This is a genomic window from Pseudoalteromonas sp. Z1A8 (assembly GCF_011378855.1).
Lineage (GTDB): Bacteria > Pseudomonadota > Gammaproteobacteria > Enterobacterales > Alteromonadaceae > Pseudoalteromonas.
This window is the reverse complement of sequence record NZ_WTLB01000008.1, coordinates 31,656-48,353: the sequence shown is the minus strand read 5'-3', so window position 1 is coordinate 48,353 and position 16,698 is coordinate 31,656. Positions and strand designations below refer to the sequence as shown.

16 protein-coding genes are annotated in these 16,698 nt (G+C 38.9%); 7 read left to right on the top strand and 9 right to left on the bottom strand.

What is annotated here, in order from left to right; genetic code table 11:
* Window positions 1-42: 42 nt before the first annotated feature.
* Complete coding sequence (locus GQR55_RS05030) at window positions 43-816, top strand: YggN family protein (protein ID WP_166419688.1); 774 nt, start codon at window positions 43-45, stop codon at window positions 814-816.
* A 110-nt stretch (window positions 817-926) separates the two neighbouring features.
* Here GQR55_RS05030 and GQR55_RS05025 read toward each other — a convergent pair whose 3' ends face one another.
* On the bottom strand, window positions 927-3,356 hold the full coding sequence (locus tag GQR55_RS05025) for a zinc-dependent metalloprotease (protein WP_166419687.1): 2,430 nt from the start codon (window positions 3,354-3,356) through the stop codon (window positions 927-929).
* A gap of 154 nt (window positions 3,357-3,510) precedes the next feature.
* Here GQR55_RS05025 and GQR55_RS05020 point away from each other — a divergent pair, with 154 nt between their 5' ends.
* Entirely contained in the window at window positions 3,511-4,479 is a 969-nt protein-coding gene (locus GQR55_RS05020; RefSeq protein ID WP_166419686.1) for a class 1 fructose-bisphosphatase, read from the top strand.
* 96 nt (window positions 4,480-4,575) lie between these two features.
* Here GQR55_RS05020 and GQR55_RS05015 read toward each other — a convergent pair whose 3' ends face one another.
* Window positions 4,576-4,902 (bottom strand): hypothetical protein, encoded by a 327-nt coding sequence (locus tag GQR55_RS05015; RefSeq protein ID WP_166419685.1) that lies wholly within the window; start codon window positions 4,900-4,902, stop codon window positions 4,576-4,578.
* 43 nt (window positions 4,903-4,945) lie between these two features.
* Between GQR55_RS05015 and GQR55_RS05010 the strand changes: the two genes are divergently transcribed.
* Window positions 4,946-5,305: a DUF5522 domain-containing protein gene (locus tag GQR55_RS05010; protein ID WP_166419684.1), complete on the top strand. Its 360-nt coding sequence runs from the start codon at window positions 4,946-4,948 to the stop codon at window positions 5,303-5,305.
* Window positions 5,306-5,356: 51 nt separating this feature from the next.
* Here the strand turns inward: GQR55_RS05010 and GQR55_RS05005 are convergent, their stop codons facing one another.
* From GQR55_RS05005 to GQR55_RS04975, 7 genes are all read right to left on the bottom strand, one after another.
* Window positions 5,357-6,190 carry a sulfurtransferase gene (locus GQR55_RS05005; protein ID WP_166419683.1) on the bottom strand — a complete coding sequence of 278 codons (834 nt, stop codon included), beginning with the start codon at window positions 6,188-6,190 and terminating at the stop codon, window positions 5,357-5,359.
* Window positions 6,190-7,356 (bottom strand): capsular biosynthesis protein, encoded by a 1,167-nt coding sequence (locus GQR55_RS05000; protein WP_166419682.1) that lies wholly within the window; start codon window positions 7,354-7,356, stop codon window positions 6,190-6,192. The genes GQR55_RS05005 and GQR55_RS05000 overlap by 1 nt, the downstream gene beginning before the upstream one ends.
* A gap of 106 nt (window positions 7,357-7,462) precedes the next feature.
* Window positions 7,463-7,882: a group 1 truncated hemoglobin gene (locus GQR55_RS04995; protein WP_166419681.1), complete on the bottom strand. Its 420-nt coding sequence runs from the start codon at window positions 7,880-7,882 to the stop codon at window positions 7,463-7,465.
* A complete protein-coding gene (locus GQR55_RS04990) occupies window positions 7,882-8,715 on the bottom strand; it encodes a DUF3034 family protein (protein ID WP_024592821.1) in 834 nt (277 codons plus the stop codon). The genes GQR55_RS04995 and GQR55_RS04990 overlap by 1 nt, the downstream gene beginning before the upstream one ends.
* A complete protein-coding gene (locus GQR55_RS04985) occupies window positions 8,702-11,017 on the bottom strand; it encodes an EAL domain-containing protein (RefSeq protein WP_166419680.1) in 2,316 nt (771 codons plus the stop codon). The genes GQR55_RS04990 and GQR55_RS04985 overlap by 14 nt, the downstream gene beginning before the upstream one ends.
* Window positions 11,010-11,672, bottom strand: coding sequence for a methylamine utilization protein (locus GQR55_RS04980; RefSeq protein WP_166419679.1), 663 nt, complete (start codon window positions 11,670-11,672; stop codon window positions 11,010-11,012). Before GQR55_RS04980 ends, GQR55_RS04985 begins: the two co-directional genes overlap by 8 nt.
* A 122-nt stretch (window positions 11,673-11,794) precedes the next feature.
* A complete protein-coding gene (locus GQR55_RS04975; protein WP_166419678.1) occupies window positions 11,795-12,898 on the bottom strand; it encodes a phosphoribosylaminoimidazolesuccinocarboxamide synthase in 1,104 nt (367 codons plus the stop codon).
* 178 nt (window positions 12,899-13,076) lie between these two features.
* Between GQR55_RS04975 and GQR55_RS04970 the strand changes: the two genes are divergently transcribed.
* The 4 genes from GQR55_RS04970 to GQR55_RS04955 are packed head-to-tail and all read left to right on the top strand — an operon-like array spanning window position 13,077 to window position 16,606.
* Complete coding sequence (locus GQR55_RS04970; RefSeq protein WP_197238931.1) at window positions 13,077-14,147, top strand: CDP-glycerol glycerophosphotransferase family protein; 1,071 nt, start codon at window positions 13,077-13,079, stop codon at window positions 14,145-14,147.
* Between the two features lie 7 nt (window positions 14,148-14,154).
* On the top strand, window positions 14,155-14,853 hold the full coding sequence (locus tag GQR55_RS04965) for an ABC transporter ATP-binding protein (RefSeq protein WP_166419677.1): 699 nt from the start codon (window positions 14,155-14,157) through the stop codon (window positions 14,851-14,853).
* Window positions 14,850-16,091, top strand: coding sequence for an ABC transporter permease (locus tag GQR55_RS04960; RefSeq protein ID WP_166419676.1), 1,242 nt, complete (start codon window positions 14,850-14,852; stop codon window positions 16,089-16,091). The genes GQR55_RS04965 and GQR55_RS04960 overlap by 4 nt, the downstream gene beginning before the upstream one ends.
* A gap of 14 nt (window positions 16,092-16,105) precedes the next feature.
* Window positions 16,106-16,606: a DUF3299 domain-containing protein gene (locus GQR55_RS04955; RefSeq protein WP_165740325.1), complete on the top strand. Its 501-nt coding sequence runs from the start codon at window positions 16,106-16,108 to the stop codon at window positions 16,604-16,606.
* Window positions 16,607-16,698 lie beyond the last annotated feature (92 nt).

Genomic DNA, 16,698 nt, shown 5'->3' with positions numbered 1-16,698 from the left:
GTTAACCTACCCGCCTTCCATTTTAGTCTTCTTGAGGTGTTTATGGCGTTTTTATCTCGTTCGATATTGGCGTTGTCCATAGCGTTCTCAAGCTGCAGTGTCTTTGCTCAAGCCCAATGCGATGTTGAATTACGTCATGGTTTAATTATTACTGACGACACTATTCGCATATTAGATAAAGGCCAAACTCGCGTACAAATTAATAATGATAACCAACTGTTTATTCGTGGTTATTGGGTTGACTTAAGCGATGACGAAAGCAAAGTACTCGAACAATTTAGTAATGGTATTCGCCACACAGTCCCCGAGCTAGTTAACCTTGCTACAGATGGTGTTAACTTAGGTTTAAGCGCTATTGAGCACGTAGTTGAAGGTATGTCAGATAAAGAACCTGAAGTACTAAAAACACAACTAAAGTATGTAGAGCGCGCGCTAATGGATAAGTTTAAGCGCGGTGATGACTTCTTTTTTATAGCCCCTCAATCACTTTCGCAAATAGATGATTTTTTTACTAAAGAGATCAGCCAGCAAATTCACTCTGCCGTGCATGGATCGCTAGGTGCTATTTTAGTATCACTTGGAGATGCGTTTAAATCGCGTGAAGGTAATATAGAAGATCGTATTAACGATATGGGGCAACGTATGGATATTATCTCAAGAGAAATTGATAAGTCGCTACAAAAAAAGGCGCATCAATTAGAGCTTAAAGCTTCTGAATATTGCGAATGTTTAAATGCACTTGATGTAACAGAGTCTCGCTTACAAGCAATAGTCCCTGGTATGGCCGATTACGATTTAGTGCAAATAAAGTCTTAGAGTACGTATTCATTTTTATAATCAAATAACACCGAGTATAAATATACTCGGTGTTTTGCTTTATGATTGATTAAATGATTGATTAAAAATAAGCGCTTCTACGTTTTATTCTAAATTGGTGAGCCCGGTGGGATTGGCAGCACTTTAAAGTTGTTTGGCCATTGCCCTTTAATTAAAAACTGATTTACTTGCTCAGCTAAATATTGCTTAAACGCACTCTCGCCAGTACTGGTATTGCTAAGCATTGAGTTTTGATTAAAGTCTTCACTCAACTTAACTAAGTAGTAACGTAGCTGCGCTTGCACTTCAGGGCTTGTATTATCGCTTGCGACTAAATCAGCAAACGTTTTTGCAGTTAAAAATTGCACGCGCTGAGTTATTTTACCTGTCATTGTATTAGGCGACGACACGTTAAACACTTGGCTATATAACGCTTCGAGTAGTTCATCTAAGCTATAAAAGTCGTTACTGCGTGCTTGCTGCTGCGCTAGGCGGTTTAAACGCTGTGCATTTAATAAAAGCGACAAGCTGTGCTGCACTGCAACCTCAGGTAATGCCATTGCATCGAGCGTTAACCCTGTGCGCCCAACTATGCTCTCGCGCGATTTAGACTCGCCATACGCTTTTGGCGGAATTAGCGATAATACTGACTCCGGCAATAATAAGTTACTTGGCTTAAGCGTTGCAAAAATAGCGTTTACTGCTTCTTGCTGTGTTTTTTTATTAACGACTTGTGCGCCTTTTACGGGTGAGCCGTCGCGTGTTTCGTATTCGTAATCAACACCGGCTATAAGCTTAACTGCAGCCTCAACCTGAAAACGGTGAAACAGATAAAGCGGAACTAGTTTTTCCTCTAATTGAGATAATGCATCGCCCGTTTTAATATTATTAATACCAAACTGCGAAAGTGCTTTTTTACGTACGTCGAGTACGCGTAAAAGCTCCTGCGAAGGATTAGTGCCGTTATCCCATAAATGAGCTGTTGGATGCGCGCCACCTTTAGCACGAGCGTCACTGTCAGATATAAACTCAAGACCTTTAGTTTTGTTCTCTTTTAAAATAGCAGCGAGTTCTACACTTTCATCTTGGTTAGTAAAATCGCTATAACCATATTTAATTACTTGGGTATCCCACACGCCCATACCTGTTGCATAGCCGCGCGTTACATCAAGCTTACCTTGTTCATTAAAACTAAGTAGCGGGTGTGGGTAGTCCATTACTGAGGCTCTATCCCCTACCGATGCCGCAAAGTTATGAGAAATACCTAACGTGTGGCCAATTTCATGTGCGCTTAATTGGCGAATACGATCAAGCGCCATAGCTTGCAAGTTTTTAGCAACTTCATTGCCTTTTAAATAAGGTGCAGCAAGTGCTTCGGCAATTAATATATCTTGGCGAACACGCAATGAGCCAAGTGTTACATGCCCCTTAAGTATTTCACCCGTGCGTGGGTCAATTACCGAGCTACCGTATGACCAACCACGCGTTGCACGGTGTACCCATTGAATTACGTTGTAACGAATATCCATCGGGTCGGCGCTACTTGGCAGTACTTTTACTATAAATGCGTTTTTATATCCTGCAGCAGTAAATGCGTCGTTCCACCATTTTCCACCTTCAAGTAAAGCACTTTTAACAGGCTCTGGAACGCCAGGATCAAGGTAATAAACAATTGGTTTAACAGGTTCGCTAATAGGTAAGCTTGAATCTTTTTTAGTTAAACGGTGGCGCGGTATATAACGCACATACATTGATTCGCCAAGTTTGGCTGCGTAATTTTTATGTTCAATACTCCAAAAACCTGATTGTGGATTAAACTTACGCGGCGTGTAGTTATCATCTGGTAATTGAATCAATGAATGATGCATGTGCACAGTAAGCGCATAAGGGTCGGCACTTACTTGGCGAACAAACTCACCTGGTTTTGTGCCTTTAAATGTAAGTACGGCTTCAAGCTCGGTGTTTTTTACAAATGCTTTTGAGCGATTCATATAAACGGCGCTACGTGATTCATCAAGGCTAAAGTTACCTTGCTTACGTGCAGCAAGCGTTCGGCTTACGCCATGTACATCACTTAACAAATAAGGCGTGTAATCAATAAGTGCTGTGGCTTTATCTTCTGCGACGACTTTAAAACCAGCAAGTATGCTTGATGCAAATGCTTCTTTAATACTTTGCTGCTCAGCCTTATTACTTGTATTAGCACGATAGTAAGTATTTACAGCACGTAGCATTACTTTGTCACCAAAACGCTCAAACTGTACAAGGTGAGTATTACCAAGCTGGCCTCTATCAAGACCTATGTCGTTAGAGCCAATACCGTATGGCAAGCTTTGTTGCAGTAAAAATTGTTGTTCAAACTTATCAACTTTTAAATATACTTTTCCGTTTTGGGTGTCGTAAAAGAACGAATAATAGCCCGGAAAATGATTCATTTGCGTAGTAAATTCATCAATTGACTTAATTGCTGCGTGCGCTTGAGTTATGATAGAGCACAGCACGGTAAAGAATATGTAACTTAGTAGTGGTATTTTTTTCATAATCTTATCTTTGTTATTTGTGTTTTAAGTACGATTAGGTGGTCCCATTATAGGGTGCTATTTAAACAATACAGTTATTTAAGACGAATTTCAGCGCTCTAAGCTAATCTCTCTCACATTATGATTGGTTTTAACACGTTATCAGGAAAATAGAATGCGTAGACTCCCTCCAGTATTACTTGAAGATGGTTGTTCAAGAGAACTTTTATCATTAATTCGAACAATTTTAGCGGCATGTAAAGAAATTTCGTTTCGCGTTGGTCAAGGCGCGCTTTCTGGCGTATTGGGCTCAACCCTTGATGAAAACATTCAAGGCGAAACTCAAAAAAAGCTCGATGTATTATCTAATCAGCTGTTAAAAGATATTTTACTGGAATCAGGCACTGTTAAAGCAATCGCGTCTGAAGAAGAAGACTACACAGTAGCAGGCAACCCAGATGCTAAATTTATAGTGGCATTTGATCCACTTGATGGCTCGTCAAATACCGATATTAACTCGCTTGTCGGTACTATATTTTCCATTATGGAAGCGCCTGAAGGCTCTGATGCCGCTGACGAAAGCATATTTATGCAGCCAGGCCACAAGCAAGTTGCAGCAGGTTACGTACTTTACGGTCCGTCAACTATGCTTGCGCTAACTACAGGTAAAGGCACGCGCATGTTTACCCTTGATAAAACACAAGGCAGCTTTTTACTAACACAAGATTTTGCTGATATTCCTGCTGATACAAACGAATTTGCAATTAATACGTCTAACCAACGCCATTGGCAACCAGCGATGAAGAGCTATATAAATGATTTGCTAGCAGGTGATACTGGCCCTCGCGCTAAAAACTTTAACATGCGCTGGATTGCAGCAATGGTGGGCGATGTGCATCGCGTACTTAGCCGTGGTGGTTTATTTACTTACCCTATAGACACTAAAGATCCTAAAAAGCCTAATAAATTACGCCTACTTTACGAAGCAAATCCAATGGCTATGTTAGTAGAGCAAGCAGGCGGTATTGCCTCAACGGGTACCGAGCGTATTATGGACATTCAGCCTGATGCAATCCACCAGCGAGTAGCCGTTATTTTAGGTTCTAAAAACGAAGTCGAAACGTGCTTGGGATACCATAAATAATCGCTTAAAGCGGTAATCGCTAATTGTAAAAAAACCGCATTTAAGTTAAATGCGGTTTTTTGTAGGTGAGGTTTTATATCTCGCTTTTTAGACAAATCAAATTTTTACTAACGCAACTATTTGAGCAAGCTTTTGATGATTAAGCTCTCCCATTTGCTCACTATTACTGAGCGCATAAATAACACCTTCGTGCTCAGTGCAATCAATATCGCCTCGCGATTCAATTACGTTTGCCCAAAGTTCTAAATCATCTAAGTCTATTTCGTTACTCAAACATCGCTTTAGCACATCAACTAAAACCTCGGTTGAGAGAGTATAATGAACTTTATTGTTATCAGCAGGGCTTGAAACGATAACCGATATAGCTTCATCTCTTTGTTCACCAAACGTAATAAATTCAGCTAATGCTTTTTGTGTATTCATAATATTTGTTATTCTTGGCTCACTGTTACTAAAAAGAATTATAATGACTCAACTTAACTGTACTCAATGCGACAACACTTTAACGTGTAATGTAGACGATATATCAGCGTGTTGGTGCAATGAGCTGCCAGCTATTTTACCGCTTGATATCACAGCAACAAGTTGTTTATGCCGCAAGTGCACGCTTAATAAAATAAATATTTTTTTAGAGGGTGTTTATACACAACCTATTAAAATCCAAATAGACTTTGCAAAACAATTTAGAGGTAATGAAAATTTAATTGAAGGGCTCGACTACACCATGCAAAGTGGTTACATGGTATTTAGTAAGTGGTTTTTTTTAAAGCGTGGTTCGTGCTGCAAAAATGGTTGTAAAAATTGCCCTTATGGTTTTAAAAGGTAGTAAAGTAATTTACTGCGCTTTTCGCGTGAGTAAGTTCTACGCTAACCACATTTATGCTTCACCCGTACTGATGGGTAGTGAATCACTTGCGCCCCACTCACTCCACGAGCCATCGTAAACACTTAAATTTTTGTACCCACATTCAGTAGCAAATAACGCTAAAACACACGCCGTAATACCCGAGCCACAGCTAAATTGTAACTGCTGCGCATCATCAACCACGTCACTAAATATCGCTTTAATTTCAGCTAGTGGTTTTGCTTCACCTTCATTGAGTAAATCCATAAAAGGCAACGAGCGACTATTTGGGATATGCCCGCTACGCATGCCTTTTCGGGGTTCGCTTTCTTCGCCTGTAAAACGCTTATAAGCACGTGCATCTAGTAATACGGTGTTAGGTTCATCTATTTCGTTAAGCACTTGTTGGCTATTAATAAAATACTCAGAATTATAGTTTGCCGTAAAATCACCTCTACCTGACGCTTTGCTATAACCTTGTTGTGTGGCGAAACCGCTCTCTAACCACTTTTTAAGGCCACCACTGAGTACTTTAACATTGTGATGCCCCATAGCTTTAAACATCCACCATGCTCTTGCTGAGCTAAATAAACCGCCATCTTCGTATACAACTATAAACGAGTCGTTATTTACACCTGCATTTTGCATCACGTGAGTAAATTGCTGCTCGCTGCATACCGTACTTGTTAAGGGATTTGATCTATCGGCCAACTCGTTTTTTATGTCAAAACGTTTAGCGTTAGGCAGCATAGCTTGCGGCGAATAAGTACCTAAAACACCTGGGCGCAGCATACCTGCATCAAATATCACTAATGCAGGATTATTAAGTTGCTCGTGCAATTGCTGACAGCTAATTAGGTTTTTCATTAGTTTTCCTTATTGCCATGATACTTAGCAAACTCATCATTACCCGTAAAACGCGCTTCAATCGCTTTAATGTGCTTATCTTCGGTGTGTTTCCAAACACCAGGAATGCAATATACATGCTCAATAAAGCTAAAAAACTTATCCCTTAATAATGTGTTTGGTTGCCAGCCTTGCACTACTTCGTTCATATTCTCTGCTAGTTGCTCTGCAGTGCTTGCATGCTTTACCAAACCCTCAATGTTGTAACAGGTTTGTCCAAGAGTTAAAACTCGTTTATTTAGCAGTAATGCTTCTAAGCCGACAGTTGAATTAATCGTTACTACCGCTTCAGCGCACTTAATCAAATCACTCGTTTGATTTCCATTAGCAAAAACTGCAATCGAGTCTTTTTCATAAAGATGAGCGTAATGCTTATGCCACGACGGATGCTCTTTAAAAACCACTTTTAAATTAGGATCGTTCAGACTCTTTACCGCTTTAATAACTTCCTCGTAAAACATATCCATGGAATCTATCCAAGGCGAAAAACTCGCTAACTGAGTATCGTGAGGGACCTGAAAAGGTGCAAATATATAGCGTTCTGGCACATCAGCGCATTCAAATTCACAGCGCTTTTTATGATCAGCTCTTGGAATTAAATCTGGTGCGCAAAAATTTAACTCATCCTGTGGATCAAAATTTAGATAAAAAGAAGGTTCACGGCTTAACGACGCATTATAATTTATGCCACTAGGGTCTAAACTACTTGTGCCGGGGAGCAAACCATTCTCATAATAAAATTGCTTAATACCTAGCGCTTTTGCTGCCATAGCAACTGTGGTATTTGGAAGTTTATTGCCATTCCAGATAACAATGCACTCAGGATTAGTCTCGGTTAATAAGGCTAAATATTTAGCGTATCGTAATCGTTCAAATAAAACTAATCCTGCAGTATAAACAGTAGTAATAACAGGGTTATTCCAGATAGCATTACGTGCTCTTTTACGTTTTAGTTGAGAGTTAATCACATCAGTAAAATTAACTTGAAACGCATCTTTTAAATATTTAACAGCAGAAAGCTTAGGCGCTCCCATGATATGTAATTGGCAATCCATCGACAATTTTTTGATTATTTTTTTATAGTATTTTGCGTGTACATTTTTGCGAGAGATGAATAGATAAGCCATACAAGCTATATTTGCCTATTATTGTTTTTATGAAATAATTCTATGTGGACAATGGCATCAAAGCAAGGTTCCCTTTACTTAATGATTACTTTAAAACCTAATATAGCTACATTTTTATAATTTCACCACGAAGTGGCGCCATTCGTGAGAGTATCTCGTTTTGTAAGCTATGGCTGATATTTTGCTCATTCATTGCACTTATAAGTAAATCAACTACACGGTTAAAGTCTTTCTCTGTAATATGCATACCTGTATGAATAGCCACCATAGAGTCGCCATCGTATGTGCATGGGCCCTCAACTAACATACACATATGAGTAATAAAGCCTTGACGAAAATGTTCTATATTACTGTGTTCAAAGTAATGAATAACTTGCTCATCATTACCTATCTGATAAATAAAACTATCGACTATTCGAGCCAAGCCCGCTTTACCATCCAGCTTTTGATAAAGTGATAACTGAGTTGAGCTCGCGCACCCGCAAAGTAATCCTACACAGATTAAAAAAATACCAACGCTTTTCATTACCAATACCCTGTTACCGATAGGTACCAACCTGTTTGATCGTCAGCCCCTGCAATACTCCCTAAATCAAGGTAAGCCGCTGTCACACTTACGTGCTTATTAGGCATCCATGCTACAAATAAGTCTTTCCAATCTTGTTCGCCTAAGTTTAAGTTATTTGATTTTTGACGATACTCAACACCTACGGCTACTTCACGACTAAAAAATATAGCTGTGCTGCCTTCAAATAGCACTTTACCACTACCATTTTCTCCACCGTAGCCAAGCAAACCAAGTTGATTAGCTTCGCTGTATCGTGTAGTTACGTTCCAAAACCAGTTATAACCAGCAATGGCCCCTAAATGTAATTTACTAGCAGCGAGGTAGTAGTCAGTGCCGCTAGTATCTTCTGCGCCTACAAGTGTTGCAATACTGCCATCATCCAGTGATTTATGCTGAATACCTAAGCTAAGTTGTGGCCAATCACTGTAAACAATATCACCATATAAACGTATTTTAGCACCTGTAATTGATTGCTCTATTTCAGCATCAAGTGCTGGTACATCAAAGCGCTGTTGGGCATAACTGAGCTCAACACGATTAAATAAATTAAGTTGTGCACCACATACGTCAAGTGTGTAGTCGGTTACATCTGCGCGGCTACAAAAGCCATTTACCGAAAATTCGTCATCACTTGCGTACCCAGCAAGTTGTGCCCACGGTACAATACCACCGCCGCCACTGCCTTCTATTTGAGAGACTCCCGGCGTAGCTAGCAGTTTTCCATTGCTTGCTACGCTTGGTAAAGTAAATATTAATAATAGACTAGCTAATAAGCATTTAATTTTTTTCATAGTATTCCTCTAGCCATTTCTCTAATAGCTCTGCTTTTAGAGGCCTACTTAGGTAATATCCTTGTGCATGGTCGCAATGCATACTTTTAAGTAGATTTAACGAGCCAAGCGTTTCAACCCCCTCAGCTACAACCGAGAAACCTAGCTGGTGCCCCAGCGTAATTGATGATTGCACTATAAATTGATCTTTTTGCGATTCATCAAGTTTTAGGATAAAGCACTTATCTAGCTTAAGCTCATCAATAGGTAACATTTTTAATCGACCAAGTGATGTTTGCCCTACACCATAATCATCTAATGATATTTTAACGCCAATTGCCTTAAGATTTTCGAGCGCTTTAATACCTTTCTCTTCGTTTTCGATCATATCGCGCTCAGTAAGCTCAATAGTGATCAATTTAGGATCTACTTTATACTTTTTAAGTGTGCGTACTAATGCGGAATGAAAACCTGGAAATGCTATATCTTGCGCAGATACATTTATTGCAGCCTGTAAGTTTATATTTTTAGATTGCCAATCAGCGACTTGTGCAATAACCGTATTAACTACCCACGCGGTTAGCTCAACGATAAGCCCCGACTGCTCCGCTAAGTCAATAAATAGCTCGGGATTAACCCAGCTTCCGTCTTTTCGTTGCCAACGAATAAGTGACTCAACTTTATCTATTTTTTGCGTTTTCATGTGTAATTTAGGCTGATAAGTCATAAATAACTGGCCATCGTCATCACTAATTGCCTGCTTTAATTCATCAAGCATTATTAAGCGTTCTAAATGCGCTTCGTCCTCACCATTTTGATAGTGATGTATGCTTTCTTGATTATTAGCTGCACTTTCTACTGCGATTAGTACACGGCGCATTAAGTCATCACTCGCAATACCTTGCGTAGGATACTGCACAATGCCCGCACTGAAGCGTAAATTAATTTTAAGTGTTTGAATTGTATAGCACGCTTGCAATTGTGCCATTAAACCCACAATACCGCTTTTTTGCTCACGTACTGCAGCAGTCGGAAATACCGTTAAAAACTCATCGCCACCAATACGTGCATGAAAGCCCCCTAACTCATCCGAAAACTCACTTATTCTGCAAGCGACCGCTTTTAAACAGTCGTCGCCGATGCGCGGGCCTAACTTGTCGTTAATATGACGAAGACCTTTTATGTCTATTGCAACAAGCGTGTACTCGGCTGATGAATCCAACTCTTCATCAAGCACCTCAAGCATTGCTGAGCGGTTATAAAAGCCTGTTAGGGAGTCGTGCCTGGCTTGAAAGCTAATTTGTTGCTCGCGCTGATTAATATCATTACCCATGCTATCAAACGCGGCTACTAAAGTGTCTATTTCGGTACTTTGCCTTTGACCTTTAAACTCAAAGGCATAGTTACCTTGCGCAAACTGCCTTGCAATTACAGCTAGTTGAGTAAGTGGCGTAGTTAAATTATTTGCAAATATACTGCTCGTAACTACACCCACAAACATAGTTAAAATAGCTAAAATAATAAGTGTAAATAACAGTTTTTCGAAGTCACTATAACTTTGTGTTAAATCGGCACTCAGTAAAATAATTATGGGATGGGTCAATAACGATGGTAGGTCTATATCGCGGTTACGATACACCAAGTATTCACCAAAAAAACGCGATGTGGTTACGGTACTAAAATAGCTAACAGGCTCAAATTGCTCAGGGCGATTAGCTAATGAGCTAATAACAATATCGTCAGCACTGCCTATAAAACTTACATCCATGCCTGTTAAGCTTTTTAGTTCATGGGCTACATTATCATCAATTTTAAAACCTACTAAACTATAGGCTACTGTTCGCGGTGCTCTTACTGGTAATAAAATAATTTGGTAGAGTTCATTATTAAGCACTACAAAGCTAGACTCTTCGGGCGCGCTTAAAAGCTCTTCCATTAGCGGTTTTAAGTCATGTGCAAAAGCATCTTCATTTGTATTAGCTGATATTAATTTACCCGACAAATCAAGTAACAACATTAGCTCAGCATCAATACGCTGGCTATGGTTGAATAGCACACTGCTTATTGTTCCTGCATCTCGCGTAGCTACAGCTTGCTTAAAACCGAAATCTGATGTCAATACTTTAGCGGCTGTTAACAGTAGGCTTTCTTTTGATTTTAAATATTGCTTATAAACATTTTGCGCTACGGTAATGTCTTGATTTACTTTTTGTTCTTGAAACTTACTCGTAGACCACCAAAAACTAAACAAGCTGACCATAGTGGTTAATAACACTAAGCCAACACATAAAATGGTTATGCGATTTCGTAAACTATTAGTCATTACCAGCCTTAAACTTACTACCAAAAGTGTTTCTAGGTGCTGGAGAGGATGTATTTACAGTTATCTGTAACTGTTTTTGAGAATTAATTGTTATCATTTTTTTATTCTCCAATGGCGCTGTTTGTAAAGGATGCCACACACTCACTTGTGCAGGTAGTGTATTAATAGGCAAACTTACATGGCCTTTTTTATCTGTTTTATATACGGATTCACTACTCGCTACATAAATATAGCCCACCATAGAATCATGAATATTACACCCTAAAACAACAACCCCTTGTTGCTCAAACGTAATGGGCTCTTTTGGTTGCCCTGAATATAATCTTAGTTGAAAAGGCTTAGCTTGTGAAAAAGAATAAACATGATGGCGAATATTATCGCTGTTAGGAAAGTTAACTTTTTGACCCTGTTGTACAACTAATAATTCGGGTAAAAACTGCTTATGAACTTGATCCATTATAGCAATGGGCAAATTTGATGGTGTGGCTTGTTTGTCAGCAATATTAAGCTCAACCACTGCACCTGATAACTTTTGGCCATGTTGATCTTCTATTACTAAATCAATATTAGCACTTAAAGCAAACTGACTAAAAAACAAACCTATAGCTAAAAAGTAACTGCTTTTTACAAATTTTTGCAATGCCCGTTCAAACATAACAACACCTAAATATTAATGTTAGGTTAAGTTAATTAGAGACGAGCACTAATTGCAAGAATTATAGCCCAGTAACTAAAAATAAAGACTTAGTTACTGGCTTTGTTAGCACTTAAGTGCTGCTATTTAACAATTAATCCGTAATCGTTATCTAAAATAGTAATTACTTCTTGGCGAGGATCTTCAGGGATCACAATATCTTTACCCACAATTTTACTCGCTATGCCAACATAGGTATTTGACACTTCAAGCATTACTGATTCTGGTAAAATATAATCTTTAGCTAACTGCTCACGCTCACTCATGCGATCTTTATTTAATAATACGTCGCTCTCTGGCACATTATTAATAAGTAATTGGCGAAAGCCTTCTTTAGAGTTTTCAACAACTTTACCGTCTTGATAAGCAGATTCATCCCAAATACGTGACGAATCAGGCGTGCCTACTTCATCAATATAAATAAGTTGCTGTGCGCCATTTAAATCCTCTACATAACCAAACTCAAATTTTGTATCTACAAAAATCTGGTCAAGCTTAGCAAGTTCATCACTAATTAATTTAAAACCTTCAACTAACAGTTTTTCGTATTTTGTTACATCATCTGCCGATTTAAAGTTAAATACATCTAAGTTATTAGTAATGTTAGCGCGAGTAATATTTACATCATCGACGGCCGGAATATCGGCAACGCCTTCAATAATACCTTTTGTTGATGGCGTAATTAAAACGCTATCAAGTTTTTGATTGGCTTTTAAGCCCTCTGGTAAATCAATACCACAAAAATTACGTACGCCTTTAGCGTAATCGCGCCACATGCTACCGGTAATATACTGGCGAGCAATTGCCTCTACTTTTACAGTACTGGCTTTGCGCACAATCCATACATATGGATGCGGAATATCAACAATGTGGTTACCCGCAAGACCCGCTTTATCAAATAACTTAAACCAATGGGCTGCAACCGAGTTTAACGCTATACCTTTACCTGGTACGCCATTTAAACCATTTTCAGCTTGCCAAATGCAATCAAATGCAGAGATTCGGTCTGAAATAACCATAATCGCAAGCTCAGTACCCTGTGGCACTTTGTAACCTTTATCTTTAATTAGTCGCGCGCTGTCTTCATCAGTTAACCAATAAACTGAACGAACTTTACCGCTGTGTACTTCACCTTTGGTACGAATGGGTAAATCATCGTTTACGTCTAAAACTTTATAGCTAGTCATGCTATCTCCGGGGTTAGGGATGCTCTTTGAGCAAAGTATGGTATGGGGTTATATGAGCTGTATAATAATCTAGCCAACCTCAAAGCTCAATCGGATGCTTAAAACAAATAAAGGCATATATTTATAAGCAGGTCGCAATGGGGTAAACTTAATGTGCTAACCAGCCTGAGGAGATAGCTTGAACTACTTAACTGCCACTAAAAATAAAAAATACTTAATGTATATTTCTCAAAATTACTCGTACGCTATTTTGAGACCTTTGCAGGCGCAGATATTGGCACATGGTGGTGAAGTACGTTGGTTTTTAGCTGGTAGCGAAGTAAACCCCAACTTTTTAGCCGCAAACGAGCAGCGTTTAGATACAATTAAAGATGTTAAAAGCTGGACTCCAAACATTACATTTATACCAGGAAATATAGTCCCAGGCTTTATTCCGGGTAAAAAAGTAGCTGTATTTCATGGTTTTAATTCTGAAAAACGCAGCTCTGAAGGTAATCGTGGGCATTTTACTATTCGTGGTTGTTACGATTTATATTGCACGCAAGGGCCAAATACAACAACCCGATTTAAAGAGCTAGCTAAGCAGCATGGTTTCTTTAAAGTAGTTGAAACCGGTTGGCCAACACTCGATCCGCTTTTTAACGATACCTTAAATAACCCTTATATAAGTGACGACTCTCGCCCCACTTTACTTATATGCTCTACTTTTTCACGGAAGCTGTCACTTGCTCCTAAACTATATGAGCAAATAAAACATTTTAGTGAACAAGGTAAATGGCGTATTTTGATGCAGTTTCACCCTAAAATGCCTGCCGAATGGGTTAATAAATACAAAGCGCTGAGTAACGAAAATCTAACATTTATTGAAACCGATAATGTATTGCCGTTACTCCAAGCAGCCGATGTTATGCTGTGCGATACATCGTCAGTTCTTTTAATGTTCTTACTACTACGTAAACCGGTAGTCACGTTTTGTAATCAAAAGCCCCTTCCTCATTTACTCGATATTACCGACGCTGATGAAGTAGAAGCAGCTATTGAACATGCGCTTACTAAACCTAGTGATTTAATGCAAAACATAGAAAGCTATTGCCAAGAACTTCATCCGTATACCGATGGTCAATCTAGCCAGCGCGTATTAAATGCAGCTAATGAATTTTTACAAAGTAACGATAAACTAAAATCCAAACCACTAAATATAATAAGACAGCTTAAAATGCGTAAAGATCTAAACTACTGGGGTTGGTAACCAGATAATGATAAATCTAAAAAACGTTACTTTTAAATGGCATAAAAGCGACAGTTCACCCACGCTCAGTATAAACGAGCTAGTTATTGAAAAAGGTGAGCATATTTTTTTACACGGTCCTAGTGGCTCAGGTAAATCGACATTATTAGCGATTCTTGCTGGCATTAATACAGCCACTAGCGGTGAGGTATCAATTTTAGACCAAAATCTAACTACATTAAGCAATACTACCCGTGATGCGTTTAGAGCAGATCATATTGGCTACATTTTTCAAAACTTTAACTTACTCCCTTATTTAACACCTATTGAAAATATAACGCTTGGGTGTGAGTTTTCAAAAAGCCGCAAACAAAAAATATTAAAACAGTCATCAAATAAAAACTCTGCATTACAACAAGAAGCCATACGATTATTAAATGCTTTAGGCCTTACTGCGCAGTACCATCATAAGGATGTAGCAGAGCTTAGTATTGGACAGCAACAGCGCGTTGCTGCCGCTCGTGCATTTATAGGCAGCCCTGAATTAATAATTGCTGATGAGCCCACCTCCGCACTCGATACAAATAACCGTGAAAGCTTTATAAACCTACTGTTTGAGCAGGCAAAGTTATCTAATAGTACGCTGGTATTTGTGAGCCACGATGAAACACTAAAGCCTTTATTTAACCGCTCTATTGACCTTATAAGCTTGCAGGAACAAGTATGATTCTCGCTAAACTTGCTTACAAAAGCTTATTAAACCGCCGCGCAAGTGTACTGCTTACATTATTTACTATCGCAATTAGTGTAATGCTACTTTTAAGTATTGAGCGTGTACGAATTGATGCTAAAAGTAGTTTTAGTAATACTATTTCGGGCACTGATTTAATTGTGGGTGCACGTACCGGCGACATACAGTTGCTGCTTTCTTCGGTATTTAGAATCGGCCATACTAATAACGGCGTAAGCTGGAAAAGTTATGAATACATAACAAGTCAGCGAGGCGTAAAATGGAGCATACCTATAAGCCTAGGCGACAGCCATAAAGGCCAAGCGGTACTAGGCACAACACTTGATTATTTTAGCCATTATCGCTTTGCAAAAAAACAAAGTTTAACCTTTAACAAAGGCCACCCTTTTGCTGCAATTAACGAAGTGGTGCTAGGTAGTGAAGTTGCAAATAAATTAGGTTATAAACTTAACGACTCTATTGTTATATCGCACGGTATGGGTAATACCAGCTTTCATCATCATGACGACAACCCATTTAAAATCGTCGGCATTTTAAATCCAACAGGCACGCCTGTTGATAAAACATTGCATATACCTTTAGCTGCAATCGATTTAATTCACGGCGGTTCAAGTCCAGCTCACGCTGAACACGAAAAGCATAATGATTTAACGGGTCATCCAAAACAAATTACAGCATTTTTAATGGGATTTAATTCGCCTTTGTACACACTACAAATTAGGCGCAATATAAATCAATATAAGCCAGAAGCCCTGCTTGGCATTATGCCAACCGTAACACTTAAAGAGTTATGGGAAATGCTCGCCATAGTAGAAAAAATACTTTTACTATTCTCAGCTGTTGTCGTGTTAGTAAGCCTACTTGGCATGCTAACGACATTGCTTGCAAATTTAAGTCAGCGTCGTCGCGAACTTGCTATATTACGTTCGGTAGGCGCTCGCCCTTGGCATTTATTTACACTTATAAGTATTGAGTCACTACTAACCACTTTACTTGGTTGCCTAGTAGGTAGTGCGCTTTACTATTTAGTTATTTTTTCAGCCAGCGGTTACTTACAAAGTCATGCTGGTATAAGCGTAAATATCACAATGCTCTCTTACTATGAACTGGGCTTAATCGGCGTTATTATGGCAGCCGGTTTTATTATTGGCTTAATACCCGCTACTCGCGCTTATTTTTATTCACTCAGCGATGGCATGAGTATAAAAGCATAATTTTTAGGTACTCTATGACATTTTTTAAAACAGCAGTTAATTACAGCTTGTGTATTAGCTTATTATTTATAAGCTTTATAAGCAGTGCCAATCCACCAAAAGAAATTTTTTGGGAAGACTTAATCCCTAAAAACCACGTGCAAATAGACACTCAAGCACAAGCTAATCACGAAGGTAGTGATCAAAACTGGGTGCAACCCGATTTAGATGCACCAGTAGTAAAAGCACTTGATGGGCAATCGGTAAGCTTACCCGGCTTTGTTGTACCACTTGAGGGCGATAGCGAAGTCATTACTGAGTTTTTACTCGTCCCTTATTTTGGCGCCTGTATACACGTACCACCACCACCGCCAAATCAAATAGTCCATGTAACAATTAAAGGTGGAGTACCAATAGATAGCCTATACGACGCAATTGTTGTAACTGGAGTCATAAGTACACAAACATGGTCGGGCGAAATAGCGCAGGTAGGATATAAAATGAAAGCGGTCGGTGTAGCACCGTTCGAGCTTTAAAATAAAGGGCCAGCTTTTAAAGCTGGCCCTTAAATATCATTAAATTTAGAATCGAAAAAATTTACATAACTAAATATTCAAATAACTAGATA

Bases quoted from the DNA above. Each gene is read 5' to 3' on its own strand.
- GQR55_RS05030 (WP_166419688.1), top strand. From the start codon at position 43: ATGGCGTTTTTATCTCGTTCGATATTGGCGTTGTCCATAGCGTTCTCA.
- GQR55_RS05000 (WP_166419682.1), bottom strand. From the start codon at position 7,356: ATGGCTTATCTATTCATCTCTCGCAAAAATGTACACGCAAAATACTAT.
- GQR55_RS05025 (WP_166419687.1), bottom strand. From the start codon at position 3,356: ATGAAAAAAATACCACTACTAAGTTACATATTCTTTACCGTGCTGTGC.
- GQR55_RS05015 (WP_166419685.1), bottom strand. From the start codon at position 4,902: ATGAATACACAAAAAGCATTAGCTGAATTTATTACGTTTGGTGAACAA.
- GQR55_RS04965 (WP_166419677.1), top strand. From the start codon at position 14,155: ATGATAAATCTAAAAAACGTTACTTTTAAATGGCATAAAAGCGACAGT.
- GQR55_RS04960 (WP_166419676.1), top strand. From the start codon at position 14,850: ATGATTCTCGCTAAACTTGCTTACAAAAGCTTATTAAACCGCCGCGCA.
- GQR55_RS04995 (WP_166419681.1), bottom strand. From the start codon at position 7,882: ATGAAAAGCGTTGGTATTTTTTTAATCTGTGTAGGATTACTTTGCGGG.
- GQR55_RS05020 (WP_166419686.1), top strand. From the start codon at position 3,511: ATGCGTAGACTCCCTCCAGTATTACTTGAAGATGGTTGTTCAAGAGAA.
- GQR55_RS04955 (WP_165740325.1), top strand. From the start codon at position 16,106: ATGACATTTTTTAAAACAGCAGTTAATTACAGCTTGTGTATTAGCTTA.
- GQR55_RS04990 (WP_024592821.1), bottom strand. From the start codon at position 8,715: ATGAAAAAAATTAAATGCTTATTAGCTAGTCTATTATTAATATTTACT.
- GQR55_RS04975 (WP_166419678.1), bottom strand. From the start codon at position 12,898: ATGACTAGCTATAAAGTTTTAGACGTAAACGATGATTTACCCATTCGT.
- GQR55_RS05010 (WP_166419684.1), top strand. From the start codon at position 4,946: ATGACTCAACTTAACTGTACTCAATGCGACAACACTTTAACGTGTAAT.
- GQR55_RS05005 (WP_166419683.1), bottom strand. From the start codon at position 6,190: ATGAAAAACCTAATTAGCTGTCAGCAATTGCACGAGCAACTTAATAAT.
- GQR55_RS04980 (WP_166419679.1), bottom strand. From the start codon at position 11,672: ATGTTTGAACGGGCATTGCAAAAATTTGTAAAAAGCAGTTACTTTTTA.
- GQR55_RS04985 (WP_166419680.1), bottom strand. From the start codon at position 11,017: ATGACTAATAGTTTACGAAATCGCATAACCATTTTATGTGTTGGCTTA.